Below are 16,074 nucleotides of genomic sequence, written 5' to 3'. Positions count from 1 at the left end.
AAGTAACTGTGTCTTCGATCAAGTTACTGCAGTCCGATGTCGGTGGTCAGCGTCCTTCGATCATCTTCGTGCAGACGTCGGTGGTCGCGGTGCGCAAACTGGTGACGGGTATGTCCGACAACGGGCCGCCTTCGATGCGCAGCGGCTGGATGGCGATGGTCATCGCGATCATGGTCCGGACCCGTAGCGTGCGGGCGGCGTGCTGGGCGGTCGCGGCGCGCCGGTTGGGAGGATCCTCCCCCGCGGGGAAGTAGTCGAACGCTCGCCGGATGTGGCGCTCCTCGTACTCCTTGGCCAGCAGTCGAGTGCCGGGTGTCGCGCCGCCGGCCATCTGCAGGAACAGCATGCGGGCCGAATTCGGGTGCTCTGCAGTCCAGTCCCACACCGCGGAGACGACATCCTTGAACGTGTCCGGGCTCGCCGACACGTCATCGGGTCGAGCTGACTGCGCCGCGGCCGAACTCGCGTCCATGGCATAGCCCAACGCGCTCTCGAACAGCTCTTCTTTGCTCGCGAAGTGGTAGTAGACCGCGGTCGGGACCATTCCCGCCTCGGTGGCGATCTCCTGGATCGAGGCTTCGGCGAAGCCTTTCCGGGAGAACACCCGCACGGCGGCCTTGACGATCAGATGCCGTCGCGACGGGCGATGTGCGGTCGTGCCGTTGCCGGTGGGTGTGGTTTCGGGTGAGGCTTCCGCCGGGGTCACCGACTCGCCGTCCGGCACCTCTCGGGCGGCGTCGGGGTCGGGGCCCTCGTCGAAGCCCACATCGTCGGCGGCCGGCGACGAGTCCCAGCCGAGCCAGTCCGCGTCCGGGCCGGTTACGCCGGGGTCCTGTGCGCCGGGGTCTTGTGTTCCGGGGGCCGCCGCGCGGTCCGTCGCCCGATCAGTTCGCTTCGATCTCGCCACGCGTCCTCCTCACCGTTTCCCGGTCGTCGTCCGCCCACGGTACGACCTCTGCTCGTCGACCACGGGGTGCCAACAGGATGGCACAGCGGGTCGCAGGTCCCGATGCTGTCATGATCTATTGCATGGCGGGCAAGAATTCTTCAGGCCGGACCCCTTCTGGGCGGACTCCTTCTGATCGCCGCGGCGCCGCGCGGACGACGGCCGCGAGCGGGACGGGATCCGGCGCCAAACGGGCCGCTCATCGCCCCTCCCGGCGCGACGTCGTGGTGGAAGCGGCCATGCACCTCTACTCGATGCGCTCGATCGAGGACGTGACCGTCGCCGACATCGCGGCCGAGGCGCAGATGACCTCGGCGGCGGTCTACTACCACTACCCGTCCAAGGAAGAAGTTCTCCTCGGGGGCCTGCGCCTGTTCGCCGAGCAGATGTTGACGCAGCTCAGGACCGAGATCGACAGCGACCCGGACGCCACCCTCGGGGACGTCATCGTGTCCGTGCTCGAGTGGACCGACGCTCACCGCGCCGCCTCGCTGGTCTACTTCGTGCGGTCGCCCGGGTGGAGTCTGTCGATCGAGGCGCTACGTCGGGAGGTCCGGCTGGAGATGCTGGCGATCTTCTCCGCAGAGCTGCGGGTGCGTGACCGCATCACGTCGAAGGCCAAGCAGGCCGCCGCCGCGACAGCGCTGTCCAGCCTGCTCGAGGTATCCGCGTCGTCGTGGCTCACCGAGGACATCGTGCTCGCGAATCTTGGACGGCGCCGCTTCTCCGACGAGGTGCGCGAACTGGCGACCGACATCGCGAGTGTGTGACCCCGCAGACCACCATCTATAGCTCCACAACACTTCGCGACCGATGAGCTGGGAGATCAGCGCAGTATCTTTATAGCGGCCTCAGTTTGTGGTTCACTGAGGGCGTGCCCCATCAGACCCGTGCGCGCTCCATCGATCTCGACAACCCGTTCGCCCCGCTGGACGGTTTGTGCGAGTTGGTGCTCATCCGTCACGGCGAGCAGGCCCTGAGCAAGGAGCTGAGCGCAGCCGAGACCGTGGACCCGCCGCTCTCCGAGCTCGGACAACGTCAGGTCCGGGCGGTCGCTGCGCGGTTGTCGACCCGTGCCGTCGACGCGATCTACAGCTCTCCGCTGCGCCGGGCACTCGACACCGGGCGCGCGATCGCCGAGCATCACGGCCTCGAACCCGTGGTCCGTGACGGCCTCACCGAATACGAACCGTGGCAGAGCTTCCCCGCAGATCAGTCGCCCTTCGAGACGCTGCCCCACGAGGAGATCTCGCGAATCTTCCGCGAGCACATCCGAACTCGCAAGTACGAGGCGTTCCCCTACGCCGAGGACCCGGTGGCCTTCCGCGCGCGGGTGCTCAGTGAGGTCGGGCTGATCGTCGACGCCCACCTCGGCGAACGGGTGGTCATCACCTGCCACAGCGGCGTCATCAACGCAGTCCTCGCCGATGCGCTCGCCAGCGGTTTCGACATGCCCGTCCGCGTCCATCACACCTCTGTCAGCGTGCTTCGCGGCGCAGACACCCGACGTGCAGTCCAGTCGATCAACGACTTCGGCCACGTCCTCGAATTCCAGACCTCCGTCGGGGCGATGAATCTCTAGCCCCACGACCGCCATCCACCGACCTGAACATCGACACGACAAGAAGGACCCGACATGGATCTCGATCTCAACGGAAAGCGCGCCCTCATCAGCGGTGCGAGCAAGGGCATCGGCCTGGCCATCGCCAGGACGCTTCTCGCCGAGGGTGCCTCGGTGGGCATCTGTGCCCGCGGCGAAGACCAGCTCAAAACGGTCGCCGACGAGCTGTCGGAAACCGGCACGGTGTTCTGGAAGGCCGTCGACGTCGGTGAATCCGAAGCGGTGAGCTCGTTCGTCGCCGACGCCGCCGACGCACTCGGCGGAGTCGACATCGTCATCGTCAACGCTTCCGCAATGACCGGTAAGGGGCGCCAGGCCTGGGAGAACAGCTTCAACGTCGACCTCATGAGCCTGGTGAACTTCATCGAGGCCGCGGCGCCTCATCTGGAGAAGAGTTCGGCCGCTTCCATCGTCACGATCAGCACGACCTCGGCCATCGAGGCCGGCCCCATCACCACCGCCAACAGCTACGGTGCCCTGAAAGCCGCAGTGCTGCAGCACTCGTCGGCGCAGGCCCGCGCTCTGGGGCCCAAAGGCATTCGGGTCAACGCTGTCTCGCCCGGCCCGGTGTACTTCGAGGGCGGCCCCTGGGACACCATCAAGGAACAGCGACCGCAGCTGTACGACGCGGCGCTGTCGTCGGCCGCGCTCGGCAAGTTCGCGGCAGCCGAGGACGTCGCCAACGCAGTGACCTTCCTCGCGTCGCCGGCTGCCGGACACATCACGGGTACCAACCTCGTGATCGACGGCGGCTTCACCAACCGATTCGACTTCTGACATGAGTGCGGACTCCAATGAGACCGGCTCGACCGAGACCGCGGACGTCGTCGTCCTGGGTGGCGGGTCGGGCGGTTACTCGTGTGCCCTGCGCGCAGCGCAACTCGGCATGTCGGTCGTCCTCGTGGAGTCCGACAAGCTCGGCGGAACCTGTCTGCACAACGGGTGCATCCCGACCAAGGCGTTGCTCCATGCTGCCGGCATCGCCGAATCCGTACGACATGCCGGAGATTTCGGGATCAAGGCTTCGCTGGACGGCATCGACATCACCGCGGTCCACGCCTACAAGCAGAAGGTCGTCGACGGTCTGTACCGAGGGCTCGAGGGTCTCATCGCCTCGCGCCGGATCCGGGTGGTCCGCGGGTACGGTCGGATCTCGGATGAGCGGACCGTCGACGTCGATCTGATCGAGGGCGGCGCCACCCGCGTTCGCGGTGAGGCCCTGGTCATCGCGACCGGATCGCAGTCGCGGACTCTGCCGGGCGTGGAGATCGGTGGCCCGATCATGACGAGCGACCGTGCCCTGGAACTCGACTCGATCCCCACGACCGCGATCGTGCTCGGCGGCGGTGTCATCGGGTGCGAGTTCGCCAGTCTGTGGGCGTCGCTCGGCGTCGCGGTCACCGTCGTCGAGGCCGCACCCCGGTTGTTGCCCACCGAGGACGAGTGGTCGTCGAAGCAACTGACCCGGGCGTTCCGCAAGCGGGGCATCACCATTCGTACCGGCGCCATGCTCTCGACGGCGCACGCCGCCGAATCCGGAGTGGTCGTCGAGCTCGCCGGGGAGTCGGCACCGCTCCACGCGGACGTCCTGCTGGTGGCTGTGGGACGGGGACCGCGCACTGCCGGATTGGGTCTCGAAGAGGCCGGCATCGGGCTGGACCGCGGCTTCGTCGTGGTCGACGAGTGGTTGCAGACCGCAGTGCCCGGCGTCTACGCGATCGGCGACATCGTGCCGGGACCTCAACTCGCCCACCGCGGGTTCGGCAACGGCATCTTCGTCGCCGAACAGCTGGCGGGCCTGGACAGCGCGCCCGTGGCCGACACCGGAATCCCGCGGGTGACCTACTCGCATCCGGAGGTGGCCTCCGTCGGCCTCACCGAGGTCGAGGCGAAGGAACGGCACGGCGAGATAACCACCGCCGTACACGATCTCGGTGGCAACGGAAAGAGTCGCATCCTGCAGACCGCGGGTGGGGTCAAGCTGATCCGGGCGGGCACTGACGGTCCGGTGGTGGGAATCCACCTCGTCGGTGATCGTGTCGGTGAACTGATCGGCGAGGCGCAGCTCATCTACAACTGGGAAGCGAACGCGGACGATGTCGCGAACCTGGTGCACGCGCACCCGACCCAGGCCGAGGCACTCGGCGAAGCACATCTGGCGCTGGCCGGTAAACCTCTGCACGCGCACGCCTGAGATCCTCGAGGAGCGGTATGTCCGGACCTGCCGGCCGACTGGACGCGGTCGTCATCTGTGGTGGGCAATGGCACGACTTCGATCACGCCAGGTTGGAGATCCTCGGACTACTCGGCGAGCACGAGACGGTGCGCACCCGAGTGTTCGAGGACTACGGATGCGTATCCGCCCTCGACGCCGCGGACCTGCTGATCACTTACACCTGCAACCGGATTCCCGATGTCGGGGCTCAAGATGCGTTGACACGGTTCCTGGCACGGGGCGGTCGCTGGCTGGCCCTGCACGCGACCAACTCGGCCATCGAACCCACCCCGCCCGGGTCGGCCAGCCGCTACGTGACCCCCCGATCCATGGGGGTGCTGCCCGCGCTGGTCGGCAGTCAGTTCCTCGGTCATCCGCCGATCGCGCCCTACCGCGTCGAGATCGCCGACCCGGACCACCCGTTGGTGGCGGGTGTCGATGATTTCGACGCCGTCGACGAGCTCTACGTGAGCGAGCTCTTCGAACCGATCGAGGTACTCGCACACACCCATTTCGTCGGCGAGTCAACCGGTTTCGACGAGGGGCACACGTCGATCGACGAGCCCCGCCCGGTGCTCTATCTCAAACACCACGATCCCGGGACCGTCTGCTACTTCACGCTCGGGCACTGCCGGGGCAGGTTCGATGTGCAGGACCTCGGTATCGACGACCTCGGCCGCGTCGACCGCGGGAGCTGGGATGTGCCGCAATTCCGCACGATCCTGGAACGTTGCGTCGAGTGGGCGGTGCGCGGGACCTTCTGACGAACCTCACGGTGCCCCCGACGCAGGTACGCGCACGCCGATCCGTTCCCGCTCACCGTATCCGTTCCCGCTCACCGAAATATGGTGAGCGGGAACGGAATCAGTGAGCGGAAGTGCTGGGACTGCAGGGAGCGAGGTGAGTCAGTAGGAGGCGGTGCCGCCGTCGACGCTGAGAATGGCGCCGGTGATGCCTGCGCCCGCGTCCGAGGCCAGGAGCATCGCCATCGCGGAGACCTCTTCGACGGTGTTGGGTCGCTTGATGGCGGACTCCTGGGCGAAGAGGTCCACCATCTCCTCGAAGCTCATGCCCATCGCCGCCGCGGTCTGGGGTCCGTTGTTCTTGATGATGTCGGTGATGACGAGTCCGGGGCAGATGGCGTTGACCGTGATCCCCTGGGTACCGACCTCGCGCGCAATGGATTTGGTCATCCCGTTGATCGCGTGCTTCGCCGCGACGTAGGCAGTGAAGACCGGTTTGCCCTGCTTGCCCTCGACCGAGGAGATGTTGATGATGCGCCCGTGGGATTGCGGGATCATGTGTTGGAGCGCGCGCCGGGTGGCCCAGAAGTTGGAGTTCAGGTTCCAGTTCAGGACCAGATTCCACTCCTCGTCCGACAGTTGTGCCGTGGGTTGGAGGTCGTTCGCGCCGCCCGCGTTGTTCACCAGGACGTCGATGCGTCCGAAGGTGCTCACGGTCTGCTCGATGAAGTCCTCGACGTCGGCCTGCAGGGTGACGTCGCCGGCGAAGAAGGCTGCGCGATCGCCCGCGCCGAGATCGGCCAGAGCTTTATCCCCCTTCTCCTTCGACCGGCCGTTCAGAGCGACCTTCGCACCCTCCGCGAGAGCCGCCTCGGCGATCCCGCGGCCGATTCCCTGGGTCCCGCCGGTGACGGCAACAACTCTGTCCTGCAACTTCATCGAACGTCTCCTTGATTCCGATACGAGAGACCGAGGCGACTTACTTGCCAACGCCTACAGTCTTGCAGGTAGAGTGTCACACATCACAGGCCACGTGTATACCCTGTCAAGAAACTATGACCGCTCATCCCATGCGGTCCCAGCAGAGACGAGAGCGACATGTCCGAACAGCGCTGGTTGGTCGACACCGAACCGAGTGCACGCCTACCGATCTACACGCGCCTCAACGCCAGCGATGTGCTGTCCGATCCCATCACGCCGCTGGGCGCCGACCTCGGGTGGATTCAGAACATCCTGCCGGGGTGGAACGCCGGCTATGCGTTCCACGGGAGCTACTCGCTCGTGGAGAAGCCGGATGTCGCCGCATCGTCGGGGATCTTCTACGGGCATCTGTACATCAATCTGTCGATGTCGCGGCTCGTGGGTATCCGCGGCGGCCTGTCGGTCGAGCTCGTCGACCAGCTGTTCTACGGTGGCGATCCGGACATCCCCGAGTACGTCGGGCATCCCGACGACGAGAACGCCGACGCGAGTGCGCGATTGGCCGCTCGCAACGCCTGGATTCTGTCCACCGAGACCTTCCCCGAACTCGACGAGGATCGCGTGCTGGCCGACCGGTTGCGTACCGAGCGTCCCGACCTGTCGATTCTGACCCCCGTAGCACTCGTCGCCCGCGCACGGTCGGTGATGCCCCTCGAGCGGGCCGCGTGGCGGGGTGAGGTGGCCGCGACGAACGGGGCGGCGGTCGGCCCGTCGGTGCTCGGCCAGCTTCTCGGCCCGGACAACCAAGACCTCATCGTGACCCTGGTGGGCTCGGCGGGCGATGTCGACTCGGCGCTTCCGTCGTTCGCGCTCTGGGAGCTGGGCCGGATGGTTCGCGCCGACGAGCGTCTGACCGAGGCGTTCGATCAGGGAATCGACGGTATCGCTGCCCGGGTGTGCGGGATCGATCCCAAGTTCGATGCCTCCTTCGCCGATTTCATCGCCGAGTTCGGCTACCGGGGCCCGAACGAATGGGACCTCGGGTCGACGTCGTGGGAGACCAAACCCGAGTTGGTGCTCGGCCTCATCGACCGGCTGCGCCTGCAGGAGGATTCTGCATCGCCGACCGCACGCCTCGCCGAGCACGCGGGGGACACCGACGCGGCCCTGGAGCGTGCACGTGCGATCGTCGGCGATGACGCGGAAGGGCAGGCGACCCTCGACGCGGCGCTCGCCTCGGCACGACGCTTCGCCGCCTGGCGCGAACGGGCGAAGACCAACTGCATCAAGGTCTTGCACGAGGCGCGTGTACCGCTGGCCGAGCTCGGACGGCGGCTGCACGAGCAGGGGCATCTCGCCTCCGCCGACCACGTCTTCATGGCGGTCGACGACGAGCTGGACCTCCTGGCCAGCGATCCGGCCGCACTCACCGACACCCTCGCCGAACGGCACCGTGCGTGGAAAGGCCTGTTCGGCCTGGACCTGCCGACCTTCCTCGACACCCGTGAGCCGCTGCCGCCACTGTCGGGACTACGACGCAAGGACCAGGTCGAGGTGGACGAGGTGACCGCGGGTGAAGTCCTGGACGGGTCCGGGGCATCTCCGGGGGTGGTCCGCGGACGCACCCGCACCATCACGTCGATGGACGACCTCGACAGCTTCCAGGTGGACGAGGTCCTCGTGGCGCCGCAGACCGATCCCTCGTGGACGCCGCTGTTCATGGTGTCCTCGGCTGCCATCACCGACGTCGGCGCCATGGGATCGCACGCGATGATCGTCAGCCGCGAGCTCGGGATTCCCTGTGCGGCGGGCGTTCCCGCCGCCACCCGCCGAATCCCCGACGGCACGCTGGTCGAGGTCGACGGATCCAAGGGCACGGTCACCATCCTGGAGCTGCCATGAACAGCGGGGTGGAGGCGACCACGCGTGCGGTGTTCTTGAAGCGGCGGCCCGCCGACGGGATTCCGCGCGCGGAGAACTTCGAGGTCCGGGAAGCCGCGCTGGGGTCCGTCCGCGACGACCAGATCGTCGTGGAGAACCGCTACATGAGCGTCGACCCCTCGATGCGCGGGCGGTTGAGTACTTCGGAGATGCACTACACCACGAGTTTCCAGGAGGATGCGCCCCTCGACGGCTCGGCGATCGGCATCGTCGTCTGCGGCAACTCCCGCATCCCCGACGGTGCGTGCGTCCGGCACCGACTCGGGTGGCGTGAACTCGCCGTCGTCGACGCCGACGCGGCCACCGTCATCGACCCGCGCGGCGTCGATCTGCATCACTGGCTCGGCGTGCTCGGCCAACCCGGGTTCACGGCCTACTGCGGTCTGCTGCGTGCCGGTGGCCTCCGGGCCGGCGACGACGTCTTCGTGTCCGCTGCGGCGGGTGCGGTCGGCAGCGCCGCCGGTCAGTTCGCGAAACTCCTCGGCGCCGGGCGCGTCATCGGCAGCGCGGGTGGACCGGCGAAGTCAGCGCTGCTGACCGAGCGTCTGGGTTTCGACGCGGCGATCGATTATCGCGCCGAGTCCGTGTCCGACGGGTTGCGCCGCGTCTCCGACGGCATCGATCTGTACTTCGACAATGTCGGCGGGGAGCATCTTGTCGCGGCGCTGCACGATCTGCGCATCAACGGTCGCGTCGCGATGTGCGGGATGATCTCCGCGGGCGGCGGCGACGGTCCGTCGGTCGACCACCTCATGCAGGCGATCCTCAAGCGGATCACGTTGACCGGATTCATCGTTCGTGATCACGAGGATCTACGTCCCGAGTTCGAGGACCGCGTGCTCGGGTGGCTCTCCGCGGGGAAGATCGTCGCCGAGTCCACCATCCACTCCGGGATCGACCACGCGGTGGAAGCGTTCCTGTCGATGCTCGAGGGCGGGAACGTCGGCAAGATGCTGGTCGCCCTGAACTGACACCGATCACCGAGAGCCCGGAACCACCGTTGATCGGCAGAGTAACAGGCCTTGGAGTAAGAAAGCTGGTTCAGCCGAGGTGTGCGGTCTCGTTCACCGACTGGATGACCAGACGGCCCGAGCCGAGTACGGCGACCCGGCTCACCGACGTGTAGGCGGGATTGAAGAAGAACGGCGACGGCGCCTGGAGGATGTCGGTGAGGAGTGTGTTGATCGCACCGCCGTGCGAGACGAGCACCGACAGCTCACCGGGAGCCGAGCGCGCGGCGTCGATGACCGCCGCCCGCATCCGCGCGGCGGTGGCGTCCCGGTCGTAGTCGGGGACGAAGTCGTCGTAGCGGCCCTCGGCGAAGGCGCGCCCCTGGTCGGTGGCGGCGATCGCCTCCGGGGTGGCATACACCGCGCGGTCGCTGTCCCACTCGCGGAGGCGTTCGTCGATCGAGACCTCGAGACCGAGCGGTTCAGCTGCGTGACGTGCCGTTTCATAGGCGCGCGTGTACGAACTCGCCACCACCTGCACGACCGGGAGGCCCTGCAACCAGGTGCCGAGTCGGCGGGCCTGCGCGACGCCCTCGGCGCCGAGGCCGGGATCGGGACCGGCCGGACCGCCGGGGAGGCCGTGGCGGACGAGGATGATCTTGCTCGCCGCGGCGATCGTGTCCGGGACCACCGTGTGTGGGGCGTTCGTGCCCGAGGTCGTCGTGCTCATCGCACGGGCTCGGCGTCGAACGCGGAATCTGCGAGGTGGCCCGGCTCGGCCGCGAACGGCACACCGCGTAGGTGGGCCGTGTCGTTGACCGAGTCGACGACGATCACCCCGGAGTCGAGCCGTCGCACGCGGGCGACACTCGTGTAGGCGGGGTTGTGCCAGAACGTCTTCGGCATCTCCAGCACGTCGGCGAGAGTTGCGTTGATGATCCCGCCGTGTGCGACGGCGACGATCCGTCCGCTCGGCCGGAGGGCGAACAGTTGCTCGAGCGCCGACCGGGCTCGTCTGCGGAACCCGTCGAGGTCGAGGGAGGGGACGTACTCCTCGTAGCGGCCCGAACCGACCGCGAGCAATCGTGGATCGTCCGCCGCCATGTCCTCGATCGCGGTGTAGTCCTCGGCAGCGATGTCGTCGTCCCATTCGCGCAGGTCGTCGAGTACGAGATCCACGTCGCGGGACAGCTCGGCCGCGATGACCTGAGCGGTCTGCAACGCGCGGGTGTACGGGCTCGCGACGACGAGGACGATCTCCTCGCCGCGTAGCCAGGTGGCCAACCGCCGGGCATCGCCGATCCCGGCGGGTGCGAGGTCGGGGTTGCGGATGCCGGAGACCGGTTGCCCGTGACGAACGAACAGGATCTCGATCATGTGTGTGCCTTTCGGTGAACGGTCAGCCGGCGATGGTGCGCTCGGAGTCCCAGTACGGGCGGCGGAGTGCCTTCTTGTCGAGCTTGCCCATGGCGTTGCGCGCCAATTCGTATACGACGACATAGTCTTTCGGGCACTTGTAGGACGCCATCGACTCCTTGGCGAAGACGCGGATCGCCTCGACGTCCGGCTCGGTGCCCGCGGTCGGCACGATCAGAGCCAGGAGCGCCTCGCCGAGGTCGGCGTCGGGGACGCCGATGACGGCGACCTCGGCGACGTCGGGATGCCCGCGGAGCACCCGTTCGCTCTCGGCCGGGTAGAGGTTCACCCCACCGGAGACGACCATGTCGGCCACCCGGTCGGTGATGAACACGAATCCGTCCTCGTCGACGTGGCCCACATCGCCGAGTGTTGCGACGCCGGGAAGGACATAGGCCTTGGCGGTCTTCTCCGGGTCGCCGTGGTAGACGACCTCGCGACCCGGGGGAGTGCGAAATCCAAGGATGCCGGTCTCGCCGGGACCGAGGACTGCACCGTCCGATCCGATCACCACCACCTCGAACGGCTCGACGACGCGGCCCACCGAGCTCGGGTGGGCGAGCCACTCTTTCGAGTCGATCTTGCACACGGTGCCGATCTCACTGCCGCCGTACGACTCGACCAGAACCGGGCCGAACCAGTCGATCATCGCCCGCTTCACATCTGCCGGGCAGGCCGATCCGGTGTGGGCGACATATCGGAGACCGGACACGTCGTAGCGAGCTCGGGTCTGTGACGGCAACGCGAGCAGTCGCTGGAAGTGGGTCGGCACCATCAGGGTCGAGGTGACCGAGTGGGCGTCGACGAGATGCAGGACCCGTTCGGCGTCGAAGCGGCCGAGGATGACGACGGGCTCGCCGGAGAGGAGGTGCCGGATGGAGGTGAGTGGGCCGTTGTGCTGCAGCGGACCGACGACCAGGTGAGCGCCGGACGGGTAACCGCTCCGCGCCGCCACCGCCGCCTGGAATGCGGCGGCATCCTGCGCGGGGCCGGGGAGCCAGCGGACCTCGGTCCCCCGGGCTCGTCCGGTGGTACCGGAGGTGTAGACGAGCGGCGGTCGCGACGGCCGCTCGGAGAGGTCGTTCGGCGGGCTCGGCTCGACCGCGAGCAGGCTGTCCCACGTCAGATGCTCCACACGGCCCTCGAGCGGGGGTGTTCGCACACGATCGTGGGTGATGAGCGCCCGCACCGACGCAGTGCCGGCCGCCGCCGCTGCGGCGTCGCACCCTGCGGGACCCGTCACGACGGCGACACATCCGGCGTCGACAAACTGGTCGGCCATCTCACCCGCCGTCAGTTGCCGGGACACCGCGACGGTACCGATCCCAGCACCTATGGCGGCCACGTGCGTGAGGAGCGTCTCGACACGATTCTCACCGATGACCGCGATCCGATCGTCGGGACCGGGGGCGATCCGGCGTAGCGCGGCGCCGAGCCGTTCGAGCACTTCGGCAGCGTATTGCCAAGTGAGGGAGACAGAATCGTCGACGAGCGCCAGGCTTTCGGGATCGGCCTCTGCTCGATCACGGATTCGGTCGAGCATCGGGCACCACTCCTTCGCGCGGGTTGTCTGCGCACCCATCGTCAGGTTAACTGGAGAGCAAGTCAAGTAACCATCCGAACCGGCGAACTTTCGGTCACTAACTTGATAGTGATTCTACTTACAATCGTCTACAGTGGTGACACATACTGCAGAAGAGATCAACTAACTCTGCGGTTTCGGCGGGGTTCCGAGCGCCGCCACCTGCACAGTCATCCCAGAGAGGTGTCATGGTGACCACCACAGAGACCGGCGTCGAGCCGGTTGCTCCCGCCGGACAGGCGACCCCGACCGCAGAACCGCTGCCGGACCGCGAGGTCGTTCTCGACCTGCACAGGCGGATGGTGCGCATCCGCCAGTTCGAGACCGAGGCGGGCCGGTTGATGGAGGGCGGCCGGCTGCCCGGCTTCCTGCACCTCTACGTGGGACAGGAGGCGGTCGCGGCCGGCGCGATGAGCAACCTGCGCGACGACGACCAGATCTCCTCGACACACCGCGGCCACGGCCACGCCGTCGCGAAGGGCGCCCAGTTCCGGCAGATGTTCGCCGAGCTGTTCGGCCGCGTCGACGGCTACTGCAAGGGGCGCGGCGGCTCGATGCACATCAACGATCTCTCGATCGGCATGCTCGGCGCCAACGGGATCGTCGGCGGCGGCATCCCCATCGCTGTGGGAGCGGCGTTCGCGGCGAAGTACCGCGGCGAGGACTCGGTGGCCATCCCGTTCTTCGGTGACGGAGCGAGCAACATCGGCGCCTTCCACGAGGCGGCCAACATGGCCGGGATCCTCGAACTTCCCGTCGTGTTCGTCTGTGAGAACAACGGTTACGCCGAGTTCACCGCACTGCGCGACCACATGAAACTGGAGAACGTGGCCGACCGCGCCGCCGCCTACGGGATGCCCAGTGAGATCTGCGACGGGATGGACGCCATCGAGGTGCGCGCCGCGGTCGGGCGGGCCGTCGAACGTGCCCGCGCCGGCGGCGGGCCCTCCCTGGTCGAGGCGAAGACCTACCGCTACTACGACCACCAGGGCGTCAAGGGCCTACGCAAGACCTACCGGACACAGGAAGAGGTCGAGGCCTGGAAGGAGCGCGACGCGATCAAGCTGCTCGAGGCCCGAGCTGTCGCCGAAGGTGTCGCCACCGAGGCCGAGTTCGCCCAGATCTGGGCCGAGATCGACGCCGACATCGCCGAATCCGTCGCCTTCGCCGAGAACAGCCCGTACCCCGACACCGCCGACATCGCGCTCAACGTCTACAGCGTCTGACCCGGAGAAGCCGAGAACATGTCCACTGCAACAGAGAACATCACCGACAGCGCGGCGCCGGCCGTGCGGTCGACCACCTATGTGAAGGCCTTCAACGAAGGCGTCGCGCAGGTGATGCGCGAAGACGACGACGTCTTCGTGATCGGTGAGGACGTGGCCGCCTACGGCGGCGTCTTCCACATGTACGACGGGCTGCTCGCCGAGTTCGGCAAGCGCCGAATGGTCGACACCCCCATCGCCGAGATGGGTCTGATCGGTCTCGGTGTCGGCGCGGCGGCTCGTGGCCTGCGCCCGATCGTCGACATCATGTTCATGGACTTCCTCGCCGTCGCCCTCGACCAGGTCGTGAACCAGGCAGCGAAGATGAAGTTCATGTACGGCGGCGAGGTCAAGGTGCCGATGGTCATCGCCGTCGCCTACGGCGCCGGGGTGAGCGCGGGGGCGCAGCACTCCCAGAGCCTGGAGAGCTGGCTGGCCCACACTCCTGGACTCAAGGTCGTCATGCCCTCGAACGCACGAGACGCGAAGGGGCTCATCGTCTCCGCGGTGCGCGACGACAACCCTGTGGTCTTCATGCTGAACAAGGTGCTGCTCGGCTCGCGCGGCGAGGTGCCCGAGGAGGTCTACGAGATCCCGATCGGGGAGGCGGCCATCGCGCGTACCGGTGACGACGTGACGATCGTCGCGTTCGGCCGGATGGTCGCCGAGGCGCTCAAGGCGGCCGACGCGCTGGCCGAGAAAGGCATCTCCGCCGAGGTCATCGACCCGCGGTCGGTGCAGCCGCTCGACACCGCGACGATCGTCGAATCGGCACGCAAGACCAACCGCATCCTCGTCGTCCACGAGGCGGTCACGTTCGGCGGCATCGGCGCCGAGGTCGCGGCGCAGATCCAGGAGGAGGCGTTCGACCACCTCGATGCCCCCGTGCTGCGGATCGGTGCGCCGTTCACGCCCGTCCCGTTCAGCACGCCGCTCGAGAAGGCCTACGTGCCCGACGCGGACCGCATCGTCGCCGGTGCCCATCGACTCTTGGAAAGGAACTGATCGTGGCCTTCCAGATCGTGCTGCCCAAACTCGGGCTCACCATGCAGGAAGGTGTCATCGGGGAGTGGGTCGCCCAACCCGGACAGCGGGTTTCGCTGGGCGACACCCTGTTCCGGGTCGAGACCGACAAGGTCGACGTCGACGTCGAGGCGGAGGCCGAAGGGTTGCTGGCCACCAACGCCGAGAACGGTGCGGTGCTGCCGGTCGGGTCCGTGGTCGGCTGGCTTCTCGCCGACGGTGAGTCCGCTCCCGACGGTGGTTCGGCACCTGCCGGACCCGATTCCGATCCGTCTCACTCGGCGGAGGCCACGCCGGGAAACACCTCGCCGGCGGCGGCCGCCACGGTGGTCGAGGTCGCAGGCACGAACGGTGCCCGGCTCAAGGCCTCGCCGAACGCCCGCCGCGTCGCGGCCGAGGCAGGGGTCGATCTGCGCCGCCTCGCCGGAACAGGGCCCGGTGGTCGGATCGTGTCCGAGGATGTCGAGGACTTCCTCGCGCGCCCGCGGGCCGAACACTCCGGTCCGGCCGATTCTCCGGCAGCGTCCTCGTCCGTGACACCGGAGGGCGGGGCGCCGGGCAGTGCTGCGGCATTCGTGGGTCCGGTCGTCCGCAAGCTCGCAGCCGAGCTCGGGGTGGATCTCGCGACCCTGAGCGGCAGCGGGATCGGGGGTCGGGTGACGCGCGCCGACGTGGAACTTGCCGCCGCGGGTGGGTCCCGCTCCGCCGCAACCACATCCGCGCCTGCTGCGGCTCCGGCGCCGGTCGGCCCGCGACCCGGCGATGTGATCCCGCTGCGCGGCATGCGGGGTGCCATCGCCCGGAACATGATGGACAGCCTCCAGTCCATGGCGCAGCTCACGCACGGTTACGAAGTCGATGTCACCGACCTCGTCGCGGTGCGCGCCGCACTCAAGCAGGAATCGGCTGCGGCGGACCGTCGAGCGCCGAGTCTCAACGACTTCATCATCCGCGCCGCCGCCCTCGCACTCCGGCAGCACCCGATGCTCAACGCCGGGATCGTCGACGACCAGATCGTCCTGGCCGAACGAGTCGACGTCGGCGTCGCCGTCGCGGTCGACGGGGGCCTCGTGGTGCCGGTCGTCCGCGACGCCGATCAGCTGTCGGTCGGTGAGATCGCAGGCAGCACCGCCGAACTGGCCGACGCCGCTCGCAACGGCAGACTCGGGCTCGACGACCTCGAAGGCGCCACCTTCTCCGTCAGCACCCTCGGCGCCTACGGAGTGGACTTCTTCACCCCGGTCATCAACCCGGGCAACGTCGCGATACTCGGCGTGGGCCGCGTGAAGGACGGCTTCCGTTGGGACGGAGACACTCCGGTGCGCACCCAGGTGCTCACGCTGAGTCTCACCTTCGATCACCGGGCCGTCGACGGTGCTCCCGCCGCGGAGTACCTGCGCACGGTCGGTGAGATCCTCGGCCGTCCGCTCACCCTCCTCGCGGGGGCGTGA

General features: G+C 67.7%; 15 protein-coding genes. 10 read left to right on the top strand and 5 right to left on the bottom strand.

Annotated elements, in window-relative coordinates:
* Positions 1–46: 46 nt before the first annotated feature.
* Complete coding sequence (locus ACSUZC_RS23035; protein ID WP_439030757.1) at positions 47–907, bottom strand: TetR/AcrR family transcriptional regulator; 861 nt, start codon at positions 905–907, stop codon at positions 47–49.
* 77 nt (positions 908–984) lie between these two features.
* Here ACSUZC_RS23035 and ACSUZC_RS23030 point away from each other — a divergent pair, with 77 nt between their 5' ends.
* The 5 genes from ACSUZC_RS23030 to ACSUZC_RS23010 all read left to right on the top strand — a co-directional run bounded on the left by ACSUZC_RS23030 (position 985) and on the right by ACSUZC_RS23010 (position 5,546).
* On the top strand, positions 985–1,716 hold the full coding sequence (locus tag ACSUZC_RS23030) for a TetR/AcrR family transcriptional regulator (RefSeq protein ID WP_439030756.1): 732 nt from the start codon (positions 985–987) through the stop codon (positions 1,714–1,716).
* A gap of 104 nt (positions 1,717–1,820) precedes the next feature.
* Positions 1,821–2,528, top strand: a complete 708-nt coding sequence (locus tag ACSUZC_RS23025; RefSeq protein ID WP_439030755.1) for a histidine phosphatase family protein — start codon at positions 1,821–1,823, stop codon at positions 2,526–2,528.
* Between the two features lie 54 nt (positions 2,529–2,582).
* A complete protein-coding gene (locus ACSUZC_RS23020; protein WP_439030754.1) occupies positions 2,583–3,344 on the top strand; it encodes an SDR family NAD(P)-dependent oxidoreductase in 762 nt (253 codons plus the stop codon).
* 1 nt (position 3,345) lies between these two features.
* On the top strand, positions 3,346–4,761 hold the full coding sequence (lpdA, locus tag ACSUZC_RS23015; protein WP_439030753.1) for a dihydrolipoyl dehydrogenase: 1,416 nt from the start codon (positions 3,346–3,348) through the stop codon (positions 4,759–4,761).
* 17 nt (positions 4,762–4,778) lie between these two features.
* A complete protein-coding gene (locus ACSUZC_RS23010) occupies positions 4,779–5,546 on the top strand; it encodes a ThuA domain-containing protein (RefSeq protein WP_439030752.1) in 768 nt (255 codons plus the stop codon).
* Between the two features lie 141 nt (positions 5,547–5,687).
* Here the strand turns inward: ACSUZC_RS23010 and ACSUZC_RS23005 are convergent, their stop codons facing one another.
* Positions 5,688–6,464 (bottom strand): SDR family NAD(P)-dependent oxidoreductase, encoded by a 777-nt coding sequence (locus ACSUZC_RS23005; protein ID WP_439030751.1) that lies wholly within the window; start codon positions 6,462–6,464, stop codon positions 5,688–5,690.
* A gap of 159 nt (positions 6,465–6,623) precedes the next feature.
* Here ACSUZC_RS23005 and ACSUZC_RS23000 point away from each other — a divergent pair, with 159 nt between their 5' ends.
* On the top strand, positions 6,624–8,348 hold the full coding sequence (locus ACSUZC_RS23000; RefSeq protein WP_439030750.1) for a PEP-utilizing enzyme: 1,725 nt from the start codon (positions 6,624–6,626) through the stop codon (positions 8,346–8,348).
* Positions 8,345–9,358 (top strand): zinc-binding dehydrogenase, encoded by a 1,014-nt coding sequence (locus ACSUZC_RS22995; protein ID WP_439030749.1) that lies wholly within the window; start codon positions 8,345–8,347, stop codon positions 9,356–9,358. Before ACSUZC_RS23000 ends, ACSUZC_RS22995 begins: the two co-directional genes overlap by 4 nt.
* Before the next feature lie 70 nt (positions 9,359–9,428).
* Here ACSUZC_RS22995 and ACSUZC_RS22990 read toward each other — a convergent pair whose 3' ends face one another.
* From ACSUZC_RS22990 to ACSUZC_RS22980, 3 genes are read right to left on the bottom strand one after another with little or no spacing between them, the layout of a single operon-like run.
* Positions 9,429–10,067 (bottom strand): histidine phosphatase family protein, encoded by a 639-nt coding sequence (locus ACSUZC_RS22990; RefSeq protein WP_439030748.1) that lies wholly within the window; start codon positions 10,065–10,067, stop codon positions 9,429–9,431.
* On the bottom strand, positions 10,064–10,714 hold the full coding sequence (locus tag ACSUZC_RS22985) for a histidine phosphatase family protein (protein ID WP_439030747.1): 651 nt from the start codon (positions 10,712–10,714) through the stop codon (positions 10,064–10,066). Before ACSUZC_RS22985 ends, ACSUZC_RS22990 begins: the two co-directional genes overlap by 4 nt.
* A 22-nt stretch (positions 10,715–10,736) precedes the next feature.
* A complete protein-coding gene (locus ACSUZC_RS22980) occupies positions 10,737–12,296 on the bottom strand; it encodes an AMP-binding protein (RefSeq protein WP_439030746.1) in 1,560 nt (519 codons plus the stop codon).
* A 227-nt stretch (positions 12,297–12,523) separates the two neighbouring features.
* On the opposite strand from ACSUZC_RS22980, the gene ACSUZC_RS22975 reads away from it, so the two are divergent.
* Genes ACSUZC_RS22975 through ACSUZC_RS22965 form a run of 3 tightly spaced genes read left to right on the top strand, consistent with a single transcriptional unit; the run spans position 12,524 to position 16,074 of the window.
* Positions 12,524–13,561 (top strand): thiamine pyrophosphate-dependent dehydrogenase E1 component subunit alpha, encoded by a 1,038-nt coding sequence (locus ACSUZC_RS22975; RefSeq protein WP_439030745.1) that lies wholly within the window; start codon positions 12,524–12,526, stop codon positions 13,559–13,561.
* Between the two features lie 18 nt (positions 13,562–13,579).
* Positions 13,580–14,605: an alpha-ketoacid dehydrogenase subunit beta gene (locus ACSUZC_RS22970; RefSeq protein WP_439030744.1), complete on the top strand. Its 1,026-nt coding sequence runs from the start codon at positions 13,580–13,582 to the stop codon at positions 14,603–14,605.
* 2 nt (positions 14,606–14,607) lie between these two features.
* Entirely contained in the window at positions 14,608–16,074 is a 1,467-nt protein-coding gene (locus ACSUZC_RS22965) for a 2-oxo acid dehydrogenase subunit E2 (RefSeq protein ID WP_439030743.1), read from the top strand.

The sequence above is a fragment of the Gordonia terrae genome (assembly GCF_051789125.1).
Classification (GTDB): domain Bacteria; phylum Actinomycetota; class Actinomycetes; order Mycobacteriales; family Mycobacteriaceae; genus Gordonia; species Gordonia terrae_A.
This window is presented reverse-complemented; position numbering and strand designations above follow the sequence as displayed.